Annotated in this window: 18 protein-coding genes; 7 read left to right on the forward strand and 11 right to left on the reverse strand. The window is 67.5% G+C overall.

Going from position 1 to position 20270, the window contains the following annotated elements:
• The first annotated feature begins 190 nt into the window (after positions 1 to 190).
• Entirely contained in the window at positions 191 to 1351 is a 1161-nt protein-coding gene (locus AC1DFR_RS01675; protein WP_476872557.1) for an acyltransferase family protein, read from the forward strand.
• A gap of 45 nt (positions 1352 to 1396) precedes the next feature.
• On the opposite strand, the gene AC1DFR_RS01680 is transcribed toward AC1DFR_RS01675, so the two are convergent.
• Positions 1397 to 2344 (reverse strand): threonine/serine dehydratase, encoded by a 948-nt coding sequence (locus AC1DFR_RS01680; protein ID WP_476855932.1) that lies wholly within the window; start codon positions 2342 to 2344, stop codon positions 1397 to 1399.
• A gap of 131 nt (positions 2345 to 2475) precedes the next feature.
• The gene (locus AC1DFR_RS01685) at positions 2476 to 3438 is read right to left on the reverse strand and encodes a heme o synthase (RefSeq protein WP_026266346.1); all 963 of its coding nucleotides are present in this window, start codon (positions 3436 to 3438) and stop codon (positions 2476 to 2478) included.
• Between the two features lie 497 nt (positions 3439 to 3935).
• On the opposite strand from AC1DFR_RS01685, the gene tkt reads away from it, so the two are divergent.
• From tkt to pgl, 6 genes are all read left to right on the forward strand, one after another.
• Positions 3936 to 6053 carry a transketolase gene (gene tkt / locus AC1DFR_RS01690; RefSeq protein WP_476872558.1) on the forward strand — a complete coding sequence of 706 codons (2118 nt, stop codon included), beginning with the start codon at positions 3936 to 3938 and terminating at the stop codon, positions 6051 to 6053.
• 63 nt (positions 6054 to 6116) lie between these two features.
• Complete coding sequence (tal, locus tag AC1DFR_RS01695) at positions 6117 to 7232, forward strand: transaldolase (protein WP_476872559.1); 1116 nt, start codon at positions 6117 to 6119, stop codon at positions 7230 to 7232.
• A 6-nt stretch (positions 7233 to 7238) separates the two neighbouring features.
• Positions 7239 to 8873, forward strand: coding sequence for a glucose-6-phosphate isomerase (locus tag AC1DFR_RS01700; RefSeq protein WP_476872560.1), 1635 nt, complete (start codon positions 7239 to 7241; stop codon positions 8871 to 8873).
• Positions 8874 to 8888: 15 nt separating this feature from the next.
• On the forward strand, positions 8889 to 10451 hold the full coding sequence (gene zwf, locus AC1DFR_RS01705) for a glucose-6-phosphate dehydrogenase (RefSeq protein WP_476849618.1): 1563 nt from the start codon (positions 8889 to 8891) through the stop codon (positions 10449 to 10451).
• Positions 10448 to 11389: a glucose-6-phosphate dehydrogenase assembly protein OpcA gene (locus AC1DFR_RS01710; RefSeq protein WP_028275501.1), complete on the forward strand. Its 942-nt coding sequence runs from the start codon at positions 10448 to 10450 to the stop codon at positions 11387 to 11389. Before zwf ends, AC1DFR_RS01710 begins: the two co-directional genes overlap by 4 nt.
• Positions 11379 to 12197 carry a 6-phosphogluconolactonase gene (gene pgl / locus AC1DFR_RS01715; protein ID WP_290370274.1) on the forward strand — a complete coding sequence of 273 codons (819 nt, stop codon included), beginning with the start codon at positions 11379 to 11381 and terminating at the stop codon, positions 12195 to 12197. Before AC1DFR_RS01710 ends, pgl begins: the two co-directional genes overlap by 11 nt.
• On the opposite strand, the gene AC1DFR_RS01720 is transcribed toward pgl, so the two are convergent.
• From AC1DFR_RS01720 to rapZ, 9 genes are all read right to left on the reverse strand, one after another.
• On the reverse strand, positions 12150 to 12545 hold the full coding sequence (locus AC1DFR_RS01720) for an RNA polymerase-binding protein RbpA (protein WP_079549567.1): 396 nt from the start codon (positions 12543 to 12545) through the stop codon (positions 12150 to 12152). The genes pgl and AC1DFR_RS01720 overlap by 48 nt on opposite strands.
• A 118-nt stretch (positions 12546 to 12663) precedes the next feature.
• Positions 12664 to 12921 carry a preprotein translocase subunit SecG gene (gene secG, locus AC1DFR_RS01725; RefSeq protein WP_018772994.1) on the reverse strand — a complete coding sequence of 86 codons (258 nt, stop codon included), beginning with the start codon at positions 12919 to 12921 and terminating at the stop codon, positions 12664 to 12666.
• 48 nt (positions 12922 to 12969) lie between these two features.
• Positions 12970 to 13785, reverse strand: coding sequence for a triose-phosphate isomerase (gene tpiA, locus AC1DFR_RS01730; protein WP_018772995.1), 816 nt, complete (start codon positions 13783 to 13785; stop codon positions 12970 to 12972).
• 108 nt (positions 13786 to 13893) lie between these two features.
• Complete coding sequence (locus AC1DFR_RS01735; RefSeq protein ID WP_476872561.1) at positions 13894 to 15120, reverse strand: phosphoglycerate kinase; 1227 nt, start codon at positions 15118 to 15120, stop codon at positions 13894 to 13896.
• 10 nt (positions 15121 to 15130) lie between these two features.
• Positions 15131 to 16141: a type I glyceraldehyde-3-phosphate dehydrogenase gene (gene gap / locus AC1DFR_RS01740; RefSeq protein WP_028276841.1), complete on the reverse strand. Its 1011-nt coding sequence runs from the start codon at positions 16139 to 16141 to the stop codon at positions 15131 to 15133.
• A 287-nt stretch (positions 16142 to 16428) separates the two neighbouring features.
• Entirely contained in the window at positions 16429 to 17052 is a 624-nt protein-coding gene (locus AC1DFR_RS01745) for a superoxide dismutase (protein WP_028276840.1), read from the reverse strand.
• Positions 17053 to 17221: 169 nt separating this feature from the next.
• The gene (gene whiA / locus AC1DFR_RS01750) at positions 17222 to 18202 is read right to left on the reverse strand and encodes a DNA-binding protein WhiA (RefSeq protein WP_018772999.1); all 981 of its coding nucleotides are present in this window, start codon (positions 18200 to 18202) and stop codon (positions 17222 to 17224) included.
• A gap of 10 nt (positions 18203 to 18212) precedes the next feature.
• A complete protein-coding gene (locus AC1DFR_RS01755; protein ID WP_028276839.1) occupies positions 18213 to 19232 on the reverse strand; it encodes a gluconeogenesis factor YvcK family protein in 1020 nt (339 codons plus the stop codon).
• On the reverse strand, positions 19232 to 20155 hold the full coding sequence (gene rapZ, locus AC1DFR_RS01760) for an RNase adapter RapZ (RefSeq protein ID WP_018773001.1): 924 nt from the start codon (positions 20153 to 20155) through the stop codon (positions 19232 to 19234). Before rapZ ends, AC1DFR_RS01755 begins: the two co-directional genes overlap by 1 nt.
• Between the last annotated feature and the right edge of the window lie 115 nt (positions 20156 to 20270).

The following is a 20270-nucleotide window of genomic DNA, read 5'->3' on the forward strand; positions in this document are numbered from 1 at the left end:
CCGCAGAGCCGGGCAACTGCAGAGCCGGGCAGCCGCAGAACCGGCGTCAGGTTTCGTCCAGCCAAGGCGGGAATACTTGGATAGGGCGCAGGACTGGCGCCGCAATCGCATCCATGGATATACGGACGGCGCGGTTTTGCCTTGATGCAGCTGGAATCGGAACCGGCCAGACAGAGGCACCGGAGGATATGTGGCGTTACTAGTCGGCGAAAGGCCCGCACAGACGGTCCAACATACTGCAAAGCGCCCACGGCTGGATGGCCTGGACGTTCTTCGCGGTGCCGCCGTGGGCGCCGTCCTGCTCGGACATTCCTGGCCCGGCATATTCCAGGGCGCCGGCATCGTGGGTGTCATTGCCTTCTTCGTGTTGAGCGGTTACCTGATCACCAACGTGCTGGTCGGCGATATCGAACGGCACCGTAAGATTCGTTACGGGCGCTTCTATGCGCACAGGGCCTTCCGGCTGGTGCCGGCACTGGTTTCTCTTCTGGGCGTCTACGCGATCGTCGAATTGGCCACCGACGTCCTCGGTGACCGGTCCAAGGGAATCGTGGGGTACACGGTCCTCGCCGGTCTTGGCTACCTCAAAGACCTCCCCCTGCCGTTCGACGTCAGCATGGCGATCGGACCGCTCTGGACGCTGGCGGTGGAAGAACAGTTCTACCTGATCTGGCCCGTGCTGCTGGTGCTCGCCCTGCGGCGCAACCGCCAGGGAAAGCTGATTGGCTGGTCCGCCGCCGTCGCGCTGTTCCTCATGTCGGCCAGTGTGCTGGCAATGGTGACCCTGGCCCCGCAACTTCACTCCTTGGTCTACGCGCTGCCGACCACGTGGGGCCTGGGCCTGATCATCGGTTCGGCCTTGCGGTTGTACAGGGTCCATGTGTTCAACTGGTTCAGCGGCCGCTGGCTCAGGCGCGCGGCCCTGCTCGGTTCCGTCGCCGTCCTGGCCGCGCTGATCTACTTCCCGAAGGCCAACGAAACGCCGGCCTTCATGTTCATTGGCGGCCCGCTGGCCATGGCCGCCGCGGCCGTCCTGGTCGCACTGGCCGCCTCCCGAACCGCGGCGATGCCGAAGTGGACGCGCCCGGCGCAGCTGCTGGGCACTGTCTCCTACGCAGCGTACCTCTGGAACTACGCCGTCATTCTCTGGCTCAACGGCGGCTCCACGGCCGATCTGCCGCCGCTCATCGCGGTGTCGGCCATTGCGGTGACCCTGCTCATTGCGGTCATCAGCTGGCACACTGTCGAACGGCTCGGGCGGATCGCGCGGGCCCGCTTCGACCAGCACTATTCGGCCCGCTACCCTCCGGACCGGCAGCAGGCCGGCAGCGCCGCGTCCCGGCACGGTTAGTCGGCACTGTTCAGGCGGCACCCCTCAGTCGGCAGTCGGCGCTATTCAGTCGCTGCCAGGGTCGTTCTCCAGCGTGCAGGCATCGGTGTTCGCCCCGCAGACGATCACCGCGACGCGTTCCCCGTCGGCGGGTGTGTACGCCCCTGAAGTGAGCGCCGCGAACGCAGCCGCAGCCCCGTATTCGGCGGGGATCCGGTAATCGCCCCACAACTGTGACCGGGCCGCGATGATGGCGGCGTCGTCCACCAGCACAGAGGTCGGCGGGACGCGTGAGGCGATGCTGAAGGCGATCCCACCCACGCGCCTGGCCCCGAGGGAGTCCGCGGCGACGCCCGAAACGGCCACATCGACCGGGCGGCCGGCGTCGAGGGCCGCGTGCAGCGTGGGGATGGTGAAGGGCTCGACCGCGACGACGCTGGCCCGGCCCTCGGCAGCTGCCGCCACGCCCGCATAGAGTCCGCCGCCGCCGACGGCGACGACGATCGTGTCGATGCCGGGCTCGTCCTCGAGGATTTCCTCGGCCAGGGTGCCCGCGCCTGCCGCAATTTCCAGCTGGTCGTACGCATGGCAGAACAGGGCGCCGGTATCTTCCACGTAGTGCATTGCTGCCGCGAAAGCCTCTGCGTACTCGGCGCCGGCCTGCCGGACCGTGGCGTTGTACGCGAGGAGACGCTCGACCTTTACCCGCGGGGCGTTCTCCGGGACGAACACCGTCGCCGGCACACCGAGGACCGCGGCGGCGTACGCGTTCGCCAAACCCGCGTTGCCGCCCGACGCCGCCACCACACCGACTGCCGGGTCAAGCTCCCCGCGCTCCCGGGCGGCGAGCTGGCGGTTGAAGGCGCCGCGTGCCTTGAAGACGCCCGTGTGCTGCAGGAACTCACATTTGAACCAGAGCGGGGCGGCAGCGGTACCCCCGCGGAGCAACGGCGTGCGCCGCACGTGGCCACTGATGCGGTTCTGTGCCTGAAGTACATCGCTGCGGTTGATCACGGGCTCCCCCTGGGGTTGTGTCGCCTGGCCGGTTCGTAAGGATACCCCGGGACCGAAAAGGACCGTCCCCCTGATACAGCTGACGCTCCCCCACCACTGGTGAGGGAGCGTCAGGCAGATGAACGGGGGGATCAGCCGCCCATGATGGCCGAGCCGACGAACGGGTCGACGGCCAGGGCAATGAAGAGCAGGGTCAGGTAGCTGATGGAGCCGTGGAAGACCTTCATGGCTCCCTTGTTGGATACGTCGCCGGCCTGGGCGCGGTTGTACAGGGCGTGCGACTCGTACAGGAACCAGGCACCGGCGCCGACGGCGGTCACCGTGTAGACCCAGCCGGCACCACCGGCCGGGATCATCAGCAGCGAACACGCCACCATGGCCCAGGCGTAGAGGACCACCTGCACCGAAACCACCTTCGCCCCGGCGATGGCGCCCAGCATCGGCACGTTGGCGTTGCGGTAGTCCTCGCCGTAGCGCATCGACAGCGGCCAGTAGTGCGGCGGGGTCCAGAGGAAAATCACCATGAACAGTACGACGGCGGGCCACTCGACGGTGTTGGTGACGGCGGCCCAGGCGATCAGGACCGGGAAGCACCCGGCGGCGCCGCCCCAGACAATGTTCTGGGCCGTGCGCCGCTTCAGGATCATGGTGTAAATGACCACGTAGAAGACGATGGCGCCGAGTCCGAGCCACGCGGCGAGCGGGTTGGCCCCGAACCAGAGGATGGCGATCGCCGCCGCGCCCAGCAGCCAGGAGAAGATGAGGGCTTCGCGGGGTGTGACCTCACCGGTGACCAGGGGCCGGTTCTCCGTGCGGTGCATGAGCTTGTCGATGTCGCGGTCGATGTAACAGTTGAAGGCGCCTGCGGAACCTGCCGCGAACGCGCCGCCCACCAGCGTCGCCAGGATCAGGCCGATCGACGGGAAGCCGCGTTCGGCATAGATCATGGTGGGGAGCGTGCTGACGAGCAGAAGCTCGATCACGCGGGGTTTCGTGAGCGCCAGGTAGGCCTTGGCTTTGCGGCCGAAGCCCATTCTTCCCGAGGCCGGGGAGGCGTTCAGCGGCGTATTAGTTGTGCTCACGGTGGCAGTCACTCTGTTCTGTCTGGCTGTGCAGTTCTGTCTGGCTGGGCAGCCCCGGGTGGATTTCGCAACGCACTGTGCTGCAGACCGGGCTCCGCGCTCGGCGCACACCCGTGTCCTTGCCCCAGTCGAAGGCCACCACCCATCATACCGTGGAGCTCCGGGCCGGAGGGCCGCCGAATGCCGCGCCATGATTCCGGCGCGTTAACGCCGGCTCACCGGCCCCGCGGCGGACGGTGATTCATATAAGCGAAATCAGGTCCAATTGGTGAGATATACGCTGACCACAAAGTGGAATGGGACTAGGCTGTCATTAGATCAGCGCACACGGGCACGCATTTAGGCACTTGCCGGAACACGCGGCTCTGCATCTGCGTCTGAATGATAGATCAACGTTTCGATGGTGAACGGCTGGTACGAACCGCAGCGGGCACCGAACTGTGCCCGGGCGGGAAAAGAGCGTACCGCCGGCCGTCAGCACAGAGAGGGGCCCGGTTTTCGTGCCACATTTGGAAGAGCAAGAACTGTCATGGACTGACTTGGACCAGCGCGCAGTGGACACCGTCCGGGTGCTGGCCGCGGATGCGGTGGAGAAAGTCGGAAACGGCCACCCGGGGACGGCGATGAGCCTTGCTCCGGCCGCGTATTTGTTGTTCCAGAAGCTGATGCGCCACGACCCGGCGAATCCGGACTGGCTGGGCCGCGACCGGTTCGTCCTGTCCCCCGGGCACACGTCCCTGACCCTGTACATCCAGCTGTTCCTCGCCGGCTACGGCCTGGAACTGAAGGACCTGGAGGCGCTGCGGACCTGGGGCTCGCTGACCCCGGGCCACCCGGAGTACAAGCACACCAAGGGTGTGGAGATCACCACCGGCCCGCTGGGCCAGGGCCTGGCGTCCGCGGTCGGCTTCGCCTATTCCCAGCGCCGGATGCGCGGCCTGTTCGACGCCGACGCTCCCGCCGGCACGAGCCCGTTCGACCACACCGTCTGGGTGATCGCCTCCGACGGCGACCTGCAGGAAGGCGTCACCTCCGAGGCGTCCTCACTCGCCGGTCACCAGGAACTGGGCAACCTCGTGGTGATCTACGACGAGAACCACATCTCGATCGAGGACGACACCGATGTGGCGTTCACCGAGGACGTCCTGGCCCGCTACGAGGCCTACGGCTGGCACACCCAGCGGGTCGACTGGACCCGGACCGGCGAATACGTCGAAGACGTCCAGGAACTGCACGCCGCTCTGCTCGCCGCGAAGGCAGAAACCGGCAAGCCCTCCATCATCTCCCTGCGGACCATCATCGGGTACCCGGCGCCGAAGAAGCAGAACACCGGCAAGATCCACGGCTCCGCCCTCGGCGCTGAGGAAGTCGCAGCCCTGAAGAAGGTCCTGGGCTTTGACCCGGAACGTGCCTTCCAGGTCGACGAGGACGTCCTGGCCCACGCCCGTGCCGTCCAGGACCGCGGCGCGGCCGCCCGCGCCGACTGGCAGGCCTCGTTCGAGGCGTGGCAGGCCGGCAACCCCGAGTCCGCTGCACTGCTGGAACGCGTCGAGGCGAAGAAGCTCCCGGGCGACTTCGAAGCCGCCCTGCCGGTCTTCGAAGCCGGCAAGGACGTCTCCACCCGGGCCGCCTCCGGGAAGGTCCTGAACGCGATCGGCCCGGTCATGCCCGAACTCTGGGGCGGCTCCGCAGACCTCGCGGAGTCGAACAACACCACGATCGAGGGCTCGCCCTCATTCATCCCCACGTCCCGGTCCACCGCGGCGTGGAAGGGCAACCCCTACGGCCGGGTCCTGCACTTCGGCATCCGCGAGCACGCCGCGGCGTCGATCGTGAACGGCATCTCCCTGCACGGGCGCACCCGGGCGTTCTCCGGAACGTTCCTGATCTTCTCCGACTACCAGCGCCCCGCGATCCGGCTCGGCGCCCTCATGGGCGTCCCGTCGCTGTATGTTTGGACGCACGACTCGATCGGCCTGGGCGAGGACGGCCCCACGCACCAGCCCGTTGAGCAGCTCGCCTCCCTCCGCGCCATCCCGGGCCTGGACGTCGTCCGCCCGGGAGATGCGAACGAGGTGGCCGCGGCCTGGAAGGCCATGCTGGAAAACCACGAAAACCCCGCCGGCATCGTCCTGACCCGGCAGAACATCCCCACCTACGCCCGCGGCACCGGCGTGGCCGACGGCGACACCTTCGGCTCCACCGCCGGCGTCGAGAAGGGCGGCTACGTCCTTGCCGAGGCGTCGAAGGACGGCTCCACCGTCGAAGCCCAGGTCATCCTGATTGGCACCGGCTCCGAGGTCCAGCTCGCCGTCAACGCCCGCGAAGCGCTGCAGGCCGAGGGCATCCCCACCCGTGTGGTGTCCATGCCCTGCGTGGAATGGTTCAACAAGCAGGACGCCGCCTACCGCGACGCCGTGCTGCCCCCGGCCGTGAAGGCACGCGTCTCGGTCGAAGCCGGACTGGCCCTGGGCTGGAAGGAATTCGTCGGCGATGCCGGCCGTTCCATCTCCCTGGAGCACTTCGGAGCGTCCGCGGACTACAAGCGCCTCTTCCAGGAATTCGGCATCACGGCAGAAGCAGTCGCCGCCGCCGCGAAGGAATCCCTCGCCGGCCTCACCAACTGATCCACCACCACGGTTCCGGGGGACGCTGTGCCCCCGGAACCCATGATTTCCAGGAGTTATGAAATGACTACCCCCACCCAGCAGCTCTCCGACGCCGGCGTCTCGATCTGGCTCGACGATCTCTCCCGCGGCCGCCTCCAGACCGGCACCCTGCGCAAGCTGATCGAAGAGAAGAACGTCGTTGGCGTCACCACCAACCCGTCGATCTTCCACGCCGCCATCACCGCCGGCCACGACTACGACGCCGTGATCGCCGCCCAGGCCGCCGCCGGCGCCACCGTCGAAGAGACCGTCTTCGAAATCACCACCACCGACGTCGCCGACGCCTGCGACCTGTTCGCCCCCGTCGCAGCGGCCACCAAGGGCGTCGACGGCCGTGTCTCCATCGAGGTCGACCCCCGCCTGGCCTGGGACACCGCAGGCACCATCGCCGAAGCGAAGCACCTGTACAAGAAGGTCAACAAGGACAACGTCCTGATCAAGATCCCGGCCACTCTCGAAGGCCTCGAGGCCATCACCGCCACCCTGGCCGAGGGCATCAGCGTCAACGTGACCCTGATCTTCTCGCTGGAACGCTACCGCGCCGTGATCAACGCCTTCCAGTCCGGGCTCGAGCAGGCCAAGGACAACGGCCACGACCTGTCCACGATCCACTCGGTCGCGTCCTTCTTCGTCTCCCGCGTCGATGCCGAAATCGACAAGCGCCTCAACGCCATCGGCACCGAGGAAGCCAAGGCACTCAAGGGCAAGGCCGGCCTGGCCAACGCGCGCCTGGCCTACCAGGTCTATGAGGAGCTCTTCTCCACCGAACGCTGGGCCCTGCTGGCCGAGGCCGGCGCCCTGCCGCAGCGCCCGCTGTGGGCCTCCACCGGCGTGAAGGACCCGGCCTACCCGGACACCCTCTACGTCACCGAACTCGTCGCCCCCGGCGTCGTCAACACGATGCCGGAGAAGACGCTCGACGCGACGTTCGACCACGGCACCGTGACGGGCGACACCGTCTCCCGCGGCTACGACGACGCCAACGCCACGCTGAACTCCCTCGACGCGCTGGGGATTTCCTATGACGACGTCGTCGCCCTGCTCGAATCCGAAGGCCTGGACAAGTTCGTGGCCAGCTGGAAGGAACTGCTGGGTGACGTCGAAGGCGCCCTGGCCTCTGCACGGAAGGCTTCCTAACCCACCATGAGCACACTCAGCTACGACGCCACCGGCGCAGCCCGCCAGGCACATGAGCAGCACCTCCCGGCACTGCTGGAAGACCGCATCGCCACCCGGATCTTCGCGAAGGACCACACCCTGTGGGGTCCGGACGCAGAGCAGGAATCCGCTGTCCGGCTGGGCTGGGTCGAGGCGGCTTCCGTCTCCCAGCCGCTGGTCGGCGACATTCTCGAACTCCGTGACGCGCTGAAGGCCGAGGGCGTAACGCGGATCGTCCTTTGCGGCATGGGCGGCTCTTCGCTGGCGCCTGAAGTCATCGCGGGCACCGCTGGCGTCGAGCTGACTGTTCTGGACAGCACCGACCCCGAACAGGTCAGTGCCGCGGTGGCGGACCGGCTGGACGAAACCGCGATCGTGGTTTCGTCGAAGTCCGGCTCCACTGTGGAAACCGATTCCCAGCGCCGGATCTTCGAGCAGGCGTTCACCGATGCCGGGATCGATGCGAAGAGCCGCATCATCATCGTCACCGACCCGGGGTCGCCGCTGGACAAGGCCTCCCGGGAGGCCGGCTACCGCGCCGTCTTCAATGCAGATCCGAACGTCGGCGGCCGTTTCTCGGCTCTGACCGCCTTCGGGCTGGTCCCGTGCGGGCTGGCCGGCGTCGATATCCAGGCTTTCCTGGATGAGGCCGAAGAAGCCGGCGAGATCCTCAATGAGGACTCGGAGGACAACATCGGCCTCGCCCTCGGCACCGCCCTGGGCGGCACCACCCCGCTGCGCAACAAGATCGTCATCGCGGAGGACGGATCCGGGATCGTGGGCTTCGCCGACTGGGCCGAGCAGCTCATCGCCGAATCCACGGGCAAGCTCGGCACCGGCGTGCTGCCGGTCGTAGCCGGTCCTGCCTCCCCGGAAGCCACCCTGGGCGCCCCCGACGTCCTGGTCATCCGGCTCGTCGCGGCGGATGCCGACGTGCAGCTCGGCGAGAACGAGGTCGCCATCGCCGGCGGCTTGGCCACGCAGATGATGGTGTGGGAATTCGCCACCGCCGTGGCCGGCCGCCTGCTCGGCATCAACCCGTTCGACCAGCCGGACGTCGAGGCAGCGAAGATCGCCGCCCGCGGCCTGCTGGACGCACAGCCCGCACCGACGCCGGCGAATTTCACCGATGGCGCGATCGAGGTCCGCGGCGGGGAATGGCTCGGCAACGCCGGCACAGCGGCCGAGGCCGTCAGCGCCCTGCTGGGCGAACTCGGCCCGGACAACTACCTCAGCGTCCAGGCCTATTTCGACCGGCTGGCCTATGCCAGCCTCGAGGGCGTCCGGGACGAACTGGCCGCGGCCAGCGGACGCCCGGTCACCTTTGGCTGGGGCCCGCGGTTCCTGCACTCCACCGGCCAGTTCCACAAGGGCGGACCCGCGATCGGCGTCTTCCTGCAGGTCACGGCCGCATCCGCGGCTGACCTGGCCATCCCGGACCGGCCGTTCACGTTCGGCGAGCTGATCTCGGCGCAGGCCGCGGGCGATGCCCAGGTCCTGTCCGAGCACGGCCGTCCGGTCCTCCGGCTGCACCTGGCCGACCGCGCCGCGGGTGTGAAGCAGCTCCAGGAGCTCGTCACCTCCCTTGCCGGCCAGGCAGCACCCTCCACTGAAAGCTAAGGCACCCACGCAACCATGCCAGAAACCTACAACGGCGGCAGGAACACGGCCGGCCGGGGGCGCAATCCGCTCCGGGACCCCCGTGACCGCCGTCTGAACCGTATTGCCGGACCGGCGTCGCTGGTCCTGTTCGGGGTGACCGGGGACCTCGCCCGCAAGAAGCTCATGCCCGCCGTGTATGACCTCGCCAACCGCGGGCTGCTGCCGCCGAGCTTCGCGCTGGTGGGCTTTGCCCGCCGCGAGTGGGAGAACGAGGACTTCGCCGCGGAGGTCAAGGAGTCCGTCAAGGCGTACGCCCGCACCCCGTTCGATGAAACGGTCTGGAAGCAGCTCTCCGAGGGCATCCGCTTCGTGCAGGGCGAGTTCGACGACGACGAGGCGTTCAAGCGGCTCTCCGACACGATCGATGAGCTCGACGAACAGCGCGGGACGCGGGGAAACCACGCGTTCTACCTCTCGATCCCGCCGAAGGCCTTCGAACAGGTCTGCCGTCAGCTCTCCAAGCACGGCCTGGCCCAGGCCGCGGGCGACAACTGGCGCCGCGTGGTGATCGAAAAGCCGTTCGGACACGACCTCGAGTCGGCCCGGCAGCTCAACGACATCGTCGAGTCGGTATTCCCGCCGGACGCGGTGTTCCGGATCGACCACTACCTGGGCAAGGAGACGGTGCAGAACATCCTGGCACTGCGCTTCGCCAACCAGCTCTTCGAGCCGCTCTGGAACGCCAACTATGTGGACCACGTCCAGATCACCATGGCCGAGGACATCGGGACCGGCGGCCGGGCAGGCTACTACGACGGCGTGGGCGCGGCCCGCGACGTCATCCAGAACCACCTGCTGCAGCTGCTGGCCCTGACGGCGATGGAAGAACCGATTTCCTTCAACGCGGACGACCTGCGTGCCGAGAAGGAAAAGGTCCTCGCCGCCGTCCGGCTCCCCGAGGACCTCTCCTCCCACTCTGCCCGCGGGCAATTCACCGGCGGCTGGCAGGGCGGCGAGGAAGTCCTCGGGTACCTGGAGGAGGAGGGCATCCCGGCCGATTCCAAGACCGAGACGTTCGCCGCGATCCGGGTGGACATCAACACCCGCCGCTGGTCCGGCGCGCCGTTCTACCTGCGCGCCGGCAAGCGGCTGGGGCGCCGGGTGACGGAGATCGCCGTCGTGTTCAAGCGCGCACCAAACCTGCTCTTCACGGACCACGGCGAGGACGACTTCGGCCAGAACGCCGTGGTGATCCGGGTCCAGCCTGACGAGGGCGCCACGATCCGGTTCGGTTCCAAGGTTCCGGGCACCCAGATGGAGGTCCGGGACGTCACCATGGACTTCGGCTACGGCCACTCCTTCACCGAGTCCAGTCCCGAAGCCTACGAACGCCTCATCCTGGACGTGCTCCTCGGCGAGCCGCCGCTGTTCCCCCGGCACCAGGAAGTTGAGCTGTCCTGGAAGATCCTGGATCCCTTCGAGGAATACTGGGCCGGCCTGGACGAACAGCCCCAGCCCTACGCTCCCGGCAGTTGGGGCCCCGCCTCGGCCGATGAGCTCCTAGCCCGCGACGGACGAACCTGGAGAAGGCCATGATCGTAGATCTTCCCGATACCACCACCTCCAAAATTTCCAAGAAGATCATGGCCCTGCGCGAGCAGGGCGGCGTGATCGCCCTGGGCCGGGTCCTGACCCTCGTGGTCGTCACCCGCTCCGGGCTGGAAGAGGAGGCCATCGAGGCCGCCAACGAGGCCAGCCGCGAACACCCGTGCCGGATCATCGTCCTCGCCGACGCCGGGGCCTCGGCCCCAACCCGGCTGGACGCCCAGATCCGCGTCGGCGGCGACGCCGGCGCCTCCGAGGTGATCCTGTTGCGCGGCTACGGCGAACTCGCCGAGGAAAGCGAATCCCTCGTCGCGGCCCTGCTGCTCCCGGACGCCCCGATCGTGGCCTGGTGGCCGCACGGCGCGCCCAGGAACGCGTGCCAGACCTCGGTCGGGGGCATCGCGCACCGCCGGATCACCGACTCGGCCAATGAAGCGGACCCGGTCGCGGCGCTGGAGAACATCCGCCGCACGTACAAGGCCGGCGACACGGACCTGGCCTGGACCCGGCTGACCAACTGGCGCATCCAGCTGGCCGCGGTCCTGGACCAGGTGGACGACTCGCCGGTGACGGCCGTGGCCGTCGAGGGCGCCTCGGACTCACCCAGCACCGTGCTTCTCGCAGCCTGGCTCACCCTGGCCCTGGACGTTCCCGTGACGATCGTGGCGGATCCGGCCGGAACCGGCATCCGGCGCGTCCGGCTGACCCGGCCCGGCGGCGACATCCAGCTCTTCCGGCCCGGGCTTACCATCGCCGAACTGACCCAGCCCGGCCAGCCCGCCCAGCGGATCTCGCTGCCCCGCCGCAGCCTCAAGGACTGCCTGGCCGAAGAACTCCGCCGCCTGGATCCGGACGAAGTCTTCGGTGAAGTGATTACTATGGGACTGCCGCGTACCAATCTAAGGAGTGTCCGTCCCAGTGAGCGCTGACCCGAGAGTAAGCATCCATCCTGACTCGACCGTTCTGATGGCGGCGATCGCAGCCCGCCTGATTACCAAGCTGGTGGATATCCAGGACCGGCACGGCGAGGCCACGGTGGTGCTTACCGGGGGAACGATGGGCATCGGCTCGCTCAGGGCCGTGGCCGAATCGCCCGCGGCGCGGGCCGTCGACTGGTCCAAGGTGAACTTCTGGTGGGGTGACGAGCGCTTCGTGGCGGCCGGCGACGCCGAGCGCAACGCCCGCCAGGCCCAGGACGCCCTCCTGTCCCACATCAATGTTGATCCGGCGCGCGTCCATGTGCCCGGTTCCACCGATGACTTCGACAGCCCGGACGACGCCGCGGCCGACTATGCCCGCCGGCTCGCCGAGGCGGCGGCCGGTGAGCACGCCGCGGACATGTCCGACGACAGGCCGGAACAGCCGGCGCGGCTTCCCCGCCTGGACATTGTCCTCCTCGGCGTGGGGCCGGACGCGCACGTCGCCTCGCTCTTCCCGGAGCAGGCCGGCATCCGGGAGAAGGAACTGACTGTCGTGGGCGTCCACAACTCCCCCAAGCCGCCGCCGGCGCGGGTGTCGCTGACGTTGCCGGCGATCAACACGGCATCCGAGGTGTGGATGGTGGTGGCCGGTGATGACAAGGCCGGCGCCGTAGGGCTGGCCCTGGCCGGCGCCAATCCCGTACAGGTGCCCGCCGCGGGGCCGCGCGGCCGCCGGGAAACGCTGTGGCTGATTGACGAGGACGCGGCCTCACGGGTCCCGGAGCAGCTCGTCCGGAAGGGTCCGTCCGGAGCGTAGACGTTCCAGCGCTCCAGCCAGCACGTCTTCGGCGTCCTGGCTGGAGCGCCGCTCTTTAACGTATTCCAGATGCGTCTTGAAGCCTTCTGTTGGCGTTTCCTCCAGGGCAAACTTTGATTCGTCGCGGGTTGCGGTGCCGCCGCAGCGCCGGCAGTCCCAAACTCCGGGGATCTGTTCCTCCGGAAGCTGTGCGAACACGAGCGAGGTTTCATGGCCCTTGGCGCACCGGAACGATACACGAATACGGGGCTGGCGTACGCCGGCCCCGTTCAGTGGTTCGTGGCGGGGAGTTGCCCCCTCGGTGGCGCCCACACGGATTCCTTTGAATCCGGAAGCAGAATGCAGCATCGGGAACTCCTGGCTACTTGGCTGGTGGAAGTGCAAGACGACAGCCACAGTGTAGTTCGTGAGTTCCCGATGCCGGGAGGGCCATAAGGACCCCATATGAAGTTGTCGGACGGGCGTCCTAGGAATCGGCGCCTGTGCTGAACCGCATGAGCAGGCCGAGGGCGATGATCACCACGCCCCAGGTGATTCCCAGGATGACCGTGAACCGGTTGAGGTTCCGTTCCGCGACGCCGGAGGAGCTCAGGCCCGAGCTCATGCCGCCGCCGAACATGTCGGACAGGCCGCCTCCGCGTCCTTTATGGAGCAGGATGAGCAACGTCAGCAGGAGGCTGGTGATGCCCAGGAGGACCTGCAGAATGACATGAAGAACGTCCACGACGGCCTTTCAGAAGGATTGGATTGCGGGGGTCAGGCTGTGTCCGGACTAATCCGTCAACAGGTGACTCTCGAACCTGACAATATTAGCAAACTCGGCAGCGTCCAGGCTGGCACCGCCGACCAGCAAGCCGTCGACGTCGCGCTCCTTCAGGATCGAGGCCGCGTTGTTGGCCTTGACGGAGCCGCCGTACAGCAGGCGGGTCTTGGCGGCGACGTCTGCTCCGAAGAGGGTGGACAGTTCGGCACGGATGGCGGCGCACATTTCCTGCGCGTCCTCCGGGCCTGCGACCTCGCCGGTGCCGATGGCCCACACGGGCTCGTAGGCGACTACAAGCTCGGCGGCCTGCTCCGGGGTGAGGCCCTCGACGCCGGCGCGCAGCTGGGCGAGGGTGTGGTCCACGTGGGTGCCGGCCTGCCGGATCTCCAGGCCTTCACCGACGCAGAGGACCGGGGTGATGCCATGCCGGAAGGCGGCTTTGGTCTTGGCGTTGAGCACGGCGTCGGACTCGTTGTGGATGGTGCGGCGTTCGCTGTGGCCGACCAGGACGTAGCTGCAGGCGAGCTTGGCGAGGAACTGGCCGGAAATGTCGCCCGTGTAGGCGCCGGAGTCGAACTGGGAAAGGTCTTGGCCGCCATAGACGACGGCGAGCTCGTCGCCCTGGACCAGGGTCTGGACGCCGCGGAGATCCGTGAACGGCGGGAAGACGGCGACCTCCACCCGGCTGTAGTCGTGCTTGGCGTCCGACAGGGTCCACGCGAGCTTCTGCAGGAGGGTGATGCCCTGGACGTGGTCCATGTTCATCTTCCAGTTGCCGGCGATGAAGGGCTTGCGGTCGAATTTACCGTTGGTTGACGTGGTCACGTGATCTCCAGGAGTTCTTGGTGTGTGGGAGCAGCCGGCAGGGCGCCCGGTTCCCTGCGGAGGGCACCCTGCCGGCTCAAATGCCGGTGCTTTTAGCGGTCAGTGCTTCTAACGGTCGAGGACGCTCAGGCCGGGGAGTTCCTTGCCTTCAAGGTACTCCAGGCTTGCGCCGCCGCCGGTGGAAATGTGGCCGAACGCCTCATCGGCGAAGCCGAGTGTCCGGACCGCTGCCGCCGAGTCGCCGCCGCCAACCACGGTGAATGCCTCCGTCTCGGTCAGGGCCTGGGCGATGGCCCGGGTACCGCCGGCGAAGGCCGCGAATTCGAACACGCCCATGGGCCCGTTCCAGAACACCGTCCGGGCGTCCTTGATCCGTTCCGCGAACGCCGCTGCCGAGACCGGTCCGATGTCCAGCCCGATGCCCTGGGCTCCGAAGCTGCCCGACTCGATGGCGTCGGCGGCAACAGTCTCGTGCTCGGCGTCGGCGGCGAACTTGCCCGCCACCACAACATCGGTGGGCACGACGAACTCGGTACCGGCGTCGGCGGCGCGCTTCAGGTAGTCCTGGACGACCGGGATCTGGTCCTCTTCGAGCAGGCTGCCCGCGACCTTGTGACCCGCGGCGGCGAGGAAGGTGAACAGCATCCCGCCACCCACCAGGATCGTGTCCGCCTTGCCCAGGAGGTTGTCGATCACAGCGAGCTTGTCGGAGACTTTGGAGCCGCCGAGGACAACGACGTAGGGCCGCTGGGTGTCGGTGGTGAGCTTGCGCAGCACCTCGACCTCGGTGCGGACAAGGTCGCCCTGGTAGGACGGCAGCCGCGTGGCGACGTCGTACACGCTGGCGTGCTTGCGGTGCACCGCACCGAAGGCATCATCGACGAAGGCGCCGTTGTCCCCGGTGAGGGCGACCAGCTCGTCCGCGAAGGCGCCGCGCTCGGCGTCGTCCTTGGAGGTCTCCCGCGCGTCGAAGCGCACGTTTTCCAGGACCAGCACTTCGCCGTCCTGCAGCGCCGCGGAGAGCTCCTTGGCCGACCCGCCAACCGTGTCGGCGGCAAGGGAGACCTTGAACCCGGCAAGCTCGGCCAGCCGTGCGGCTGCGGGCTTGAGGGAGTACTTCTCCTCCGGCGCGCCCTTGGGGCGGCCGAGGTGTGCTGTGACCAGCACGCGGGCACCGGCGTCCGTGAGCTTCGCCAGCACTGGCAGGGAGGCCTTGATACGGCCGTCGTCAGTCACTGTAGAGCCGTCGAGCGGCACGTTCAGGTCACTTCTGACCAGAACGTACCGCCCGCGGACACCATCAGCGATCAGTTCGTTGAGGGTGTGAAATGTCATGAGTCTTACCCTAGCCCAGCTTGGACGCGACAAGCTCCGTGAGGTCCACGAGGCGGTTGGAGTAACCCCACTCGTTGTCATACCAGGACACAACCTTGACCTGGTCGCCGATCACCTTGGTCAGGCCGGAATCGAAGATGGACGATGCCGGGTCGCCGACAATGTCGGAGGAGACGATCGGCTCGTCGGTGTAGGTCAGCAGGCCCCTGAGCTCCTCGGTCTCCGATGCTGCCTTGAGGGCGGCGTTGACTTCGGCGACCGTGGTCTCGCGGGAAACCGTGACGGTCAGGTCGGTGGCGGAGCCGGTGGGAACGGGCACGCGGATGGCGTAGCCGTCGAGCTTGCCCTTGAGCTCCGGCAGGACCAGGCCGATTGCCTTGGCCGCACCGGTGGAGGTGGGCACCATGTTGATGGCGGCGGCGCGGGCGCGGCGGAGGTCCTTGTGCGGGCCGTCCTGCAGGTTCTGGTCGGCGGTGTAGGCGTGGATGGTGGTCATCAGGCCACGCTCGATGCCGAAGGCGTCATTGATGACCTTGGCCAGCGGGCCGAGGCAGTTGGTGGTGCAGGAGGCGTTGGAGATGATGTGGTGCGTGGCGTTGTCGTACAGGCCGTCATTGACGCCCATCACGATCGTGATGTCCTCATCCGACGCGGGGGCGGAGATGAGGACCTTCTTGGCGCCGGCGTCGATGTGCTTCTGCGCATCGGCGGCCTTCGTGAAGAAGCCGGTGGACTCGATGACGATGTCGACGCCGAGCTCGCCCCAGGGCAGCTTCGCGGGATCGCGTTCGGCGAGGACCTTGATGATGTTGCCGTCGACGACGATGTTGCCGTCTTTGACCTCGATGGTTTCGGCCAGGCGGCCGCCCACGGAGTCGTACTTGAAGAGGTGAGCGAGGGCTTCCGGGCTGGTGAGGTCGTTGACCGCAACGATCTCGAGGTCTGCGCCCTGTGCGAGGGCGGCGCGGAAGTAGTTGCGGCCGATACGGCCAAAGCCGTTGATGCCAATACGGGTCGTCACGTTTTCAGTCTCCTTGGTGCTCTTGCGAGCACGACTAGTTGAGAAGGCGTTCAAGCCAACTAACAGATCCCGCACGCCATTGGGCAGAGATAATTACCAGATCGGAGGGCGACCAGCCACATTGCTGAAGGCTAACCGCCTTCCGTGATCCATCTTACGTTTAACCGGGACTGCCCCCGCAAGTGCAGGGGCAGTCCGTCCACATTTCGGGCCGAAGGGCCCGTAATGTGAGGTTTGTTACAAACGGAAGTCGATTCCGTCACCCTGTGCAGGGTAAAGGGACCTGCCTAGAGGGTGATGAGACCCGTCGCGTTCTTGCGGGCGGCGTCGAAGCGCTTGGCGACGTCGGCCCAGTTCACGATGTTCCAGAAGGCCTTGACGTAGTCAGCCTTGACGTTGACGTAGTCCAGGTAGAAGGCGTGCTCCCACATGTCCAGCATCAGCAGCGGGGTGGTGCCGAGTGCGACGTTGCCCTGCTGATCGTAGAGCTGCTCGATGACCAGGTTGCCGCCGATGGGCTCGTAGGCCAGGAAGCCCCAGCCGGAGCCCTGCAGGCCCAGTGCCGCGGCGCTGAACTGCGCACGGAACGCGTCGAACGAGCCGAAGGCGTCGTCAATGGCCGCCGCGAGCTCGCCCTCGGGCTTGTCGCCACCGTCCGGTGAGAGGTTCTTCCAGAAGACGGAGTGGTTGATGTGGCCGCCGGTGTGGAACGCGAGGTCCTTGGAGAGGCGGTTGATGTTGGCGAAGTCGCCCTTTTCGCGCGCCTCGGCCAGCTGGGCCAGGGCGTTGTTGGCGCCGGCCACATAGGCGGCGTGGTGCTTGCTGTGGTGCAGCTCCATGATCTTCGCGGAGATGTGCGGTTCCAGCGCTGCGTAGTCATAGTCGAGCTCGGGCAGTACGTACTCGGTCACAAATTCCTCCAATGTCGTGGACGGGTTGTCCGGTTCGGTAACTCTTTTGATTGTGCATCCGGATGCGGGGCATCCGGAAAATTGCGGTGGGATCCAACGGCGACAACCAGCCGCGGCTCCCGGATATTTCATTCCCCGGGATATTCCTGCTGTTGATTCTAGGGGCGGGCTAGTCGTCGAGCATTTCGGGCGTCACATTGGCTTCCGTGCCCGGGATGCCGAGGTCCTGGGCCCGTTTGTCCGCCATGGCCAGCAGCCGGCGGATCCGGCCGGCGATGGCGTCCTTGGTCATGACGGGGTCGGCGAGCCGGCCCAGCTCGTCCAGGCTGGCCTGCTTGTGCGCGACCCGGAGCTCACCGGCATACTTCAGGTGGTCCGGGACGTCGTCGCCCAGGATTTCCAGGGCGCGGTCCACCCGGGCACCGGCGGCCACGGCGGCCTGCGCGGAACGGCGCAGGTTCGCGTCATCGAAGTTGGCGAGCCGGTTGGCCGTGGCGCGGACTTCCTTGCGCATGCGGCGTTCCTCCCAGACCATCAGCGCGTCGTGGGCGCCCATGCGCGTCAGCAGCGCGGCGATCGTGTCGCCGTCGCGGATCACCACGCGGTCCACTCCCCTGACCTCGCGGGCCTTGGCCTGGATGCCCAGGCGGCGGGCCGCGCCGACGAGGGCCAGGGCTGATTCGGGGCCGGGGCAGGTGACTTCCATGGCCGAGGAGCGGCCGGGCTCGGTGAGCGAGCCGTGGACCAGGAACGCGCCGCGCCAGACAGCTTCGGCGTCCGCGGCGGAGCCGTTCACCACTACCGACGGAAGGCCGCGCACGGGGCGCCCCCGCGCGTCCAGGAGTCCGGTCTGGCGTGCGAGGGCCTCACCGTCGCGCACCACCCGCACCACGTAGCGGCTGCCGCGGCGCAGGCCGCCGCCGGAGACGACGATGATCTCGCTCTGGTGGCCGTACACCTCGGCGATGGCGGCGCGCAGCCGCCGGGCGGTCGATGCGAGGTCGACTTCGGCCTCGATCACAATCCGGCCCGAGATGATGTGCAGCCCGCCGGCGAAGCGGAGCATCGCCGATACCTCGGCCTTGCGGACGGAGGACTTCTTGATATCCAGACGGGAAAGTTCTTCCTTGACTGATGCTGTCAGTGCCATGGCACCTTTCCTAACTATTCCCGAAAATATCGTGATACGCCGTCGCCAGCCGCAACGGATCGTGGACCGGACGGCGACCAGACGCCCCCACTTTACCCAAGACCACCTCGGCACCGAGCATTCCTGCCGCCGCCTCGAAGTCGGGCAGGTTCTGCACCGACGCCGGGTCGGCCAGGATGACGTCGATCGTGAACTCCGGCGCGTATTCGCGCAGCACCCGGAGGTGGTCGGCGGCGGACATGCCGGCCGTCTCCTTGGTATCTGTGGCCAGGTTCATGGTCAGGCACCGGCGGGCAGCGGTGTTGGCGAGGGCCTCGCGCATCTCGGGCAGCAACAGGTGCGGCAGCACGGACGTGTACCAGGAGCCCGGCCCGAGGATCACCCAGTCGGCCAGCTCGATCGCCGTCAGCGCCTCGGTGCAGGCCGGAGCGTTCTCAGGCAAGAGCCGGACGTGCTCCAGGGACCCTGCCACCGCGCACTTGGCCTGGCCGGTGAGGGTCTGCAGTGCCGTCGCGCCGTCCGGGGCGGTGACCCGGACCTGGCCCTCGATGGTCAGCGGGACGCTGGACATCGGCAGGACTTCGCCGCGCGCGCCGAGCAGGGCGCCGGCCCACTTCAGGCCTGCGACGGTGTCGCCCAGGAGCTCCCAGAGCGTGACGATCAGGAGGTTGCCCATCGCGTGCTCATCGAGGGAGCCGCCGCGGCCTTTGCCGGGGGCGAAGCGGTGCTGCATGACATCGCGCCACGTGCGGCCCCAGTCGGTGTCGTCGCACAGCGCGGACAGGGCCATCCGGAGATCACCGGGCGGCAGGACGCCGTACTCTTCGCGGAGCCGGCCGGAGGATCCGCCGTCGTCCGCGACCGTGACGACCGCGGTGAGTTCGGAGGTCAGCAGGCGCAGGGCCGACAGCGAGGCGGAGAGGCCGTGGCCGCCGCCGAGCGCGACGACGGAGGGGCCTTTGTCCTGCTGGCTGGCGAAGGCCGCGCTGGCGGGCGGGACAAGGGGCAGCGGGCCGGTCAGCAGCGCCATTACTCGCGGCCCAGGTCCCGGTGCGTCGTGGTCACCGTGACGCGCGGATACTGCGCCAGCCTCCGTGAGAGCTCGACGGCGACCGCCACGGAGCGGTGCTTGCCGCCGGTGCAGCCCACGGCGATGGTGGCGTAGTGCTTGTTCTCCCGCCGGTACCCGTCCAGGACAGGTTCAAGGGCCAGGACGTAGCGTTCCACGAAGTCGCTGACGCCTTGGGCCTCCAGCACGTAGTCGCTGACGTCCTTGTCCAGTCCGGTGTGCGGGCGCAACTGCGGCACCCAGTGCGGGTTGGGGATGAAGCGGGCATCGGCCACGAAGTTGGCGTCCACCGGCAGCCCGTACTTGAAGCCAAAGCTCATGACGTTCAGCCGCAGCGCCACCGGCCCGGTCTCGCTGAAGAGTTCGGTGATGGCGGTGGCGAGGCCATGGACGTTGAGGGAGGACGTGTCCAGGACGATGTCGGCGGTGTCCTTCAATTCACGGACCAGCTCGCGTTCGGCGGCGATGCCGTCGAGGATCCGGCCGCCGCCCTGGAGCGGGTGGGGCCTGCGGCCCTGTTCGAAGCGGCGCACCAGGACGTCGTCGTTGGCGTCGAGGAACAGCACGCGGAAGCTCACGCCGGTGGCTTCCAGGGCGCGGAGGGCCGCGCGCATGTCGACGAACAGTTCCTTGCTCCGGACGTCCATCACGACGGCGAGCTTGGACATGGAGTGCGGTGTCCGGGACACCAGTTCGGCGAGCGTGCCGAGCATCTGCGGCGGCAGGTTTTCCACGACGTACCAGCCATGGTCCTCAAGGGCGTCCGAGGCGGTACTGCGGCCGGCTCCCGACATTCCGGTCACCACGAGCAGTTCAGCCTCGACGGGTTTGACGGGTGTCATGCCGTCCGCATCCGTCTCGGATCCTGCCGTCGACTCTGCCATCAGTGAAGCCCCATCTCTGCCTGTGCGATTTGCTGTTGTCAGGTTTGCGCGCGGGCCGCGGTGATGCCGCTGCCGTGCCGTACCCAAGTCTTTACCCTAGCTAAGTTTGGCGGCA

The organism is Arthrobacter sp. 05T410, from assembly GCF_056396505.1.

What these genes read in the sequence shown, in the direction of transcription:
- whiA (WP_018772999.1), bottom strand. Translation starts at nt 18,202, where the DNA reads ATGGCACTGACAGCATCAGTCAAGGAAGAACTTTCCCGTCTGGATATC.
- AC1DFR_RS01710 (WP_028275501.1), top strand. Translation starts at nt 10,448, where the DNA reads ATGATCGTAGATCTTCCCGATACCACCACCTCCAAAATTTCCAAGAAG.
- AC1DFR_RS01755 (WP_028276839.1), bottom strand. Translation starts at nt 19,232, where the DNA reads ATGGCGCTGCTGACCGGCCCGCTGCCCCTTGTCCCGCCCGCCAGCGCG.
- tal (WP_476872559.1), top strand. Translation starts at nt 6,117, where the DNA reads ATGACTACCCCCACCCAGCAGCTCTCCGACGCCGGCGTCTCGATCTGG.
- rapZ (WP_018773001.1), bottom strand. Translation starts at nt 20,155, where the DNA reads ATGGCAGAGTCGACGGCAGGATCCGAGACGGATGCGGACGGCATGACA.
- AC1DFR_RS01700 (WP_476872560.1), top strand. Translation starts at nt 7,239, where the DNA reads ATGAGCACACTCAGCTACGACGCCACCGGCGCAGCCCGCCAGGCACAT.
- AC1DFR_RS01720 (WP_079549567.1), bottom strand. Translation starts at nt 12,545, where the DNA reads ATGCTGCATTCTGCTTCCGGATTCAAAGGAATCCGTGTGGGCGCCACC.
- AC1DFR_RS01735 (WP_476872561.1), bottom strand. Translation starts at nt 15,120, where the DNA reads ATGACATTTCACACCCTCAACGAACTGATCGCTGATGGTGTCCGCGGG.
- zwf (WP_476849618.1), top strand. Translation starts at nt 8,889, where the DNA reads ATGCCAGAAACCTACAACGGCGGCAGGAACACGGCCGGCCGGGGGCGC.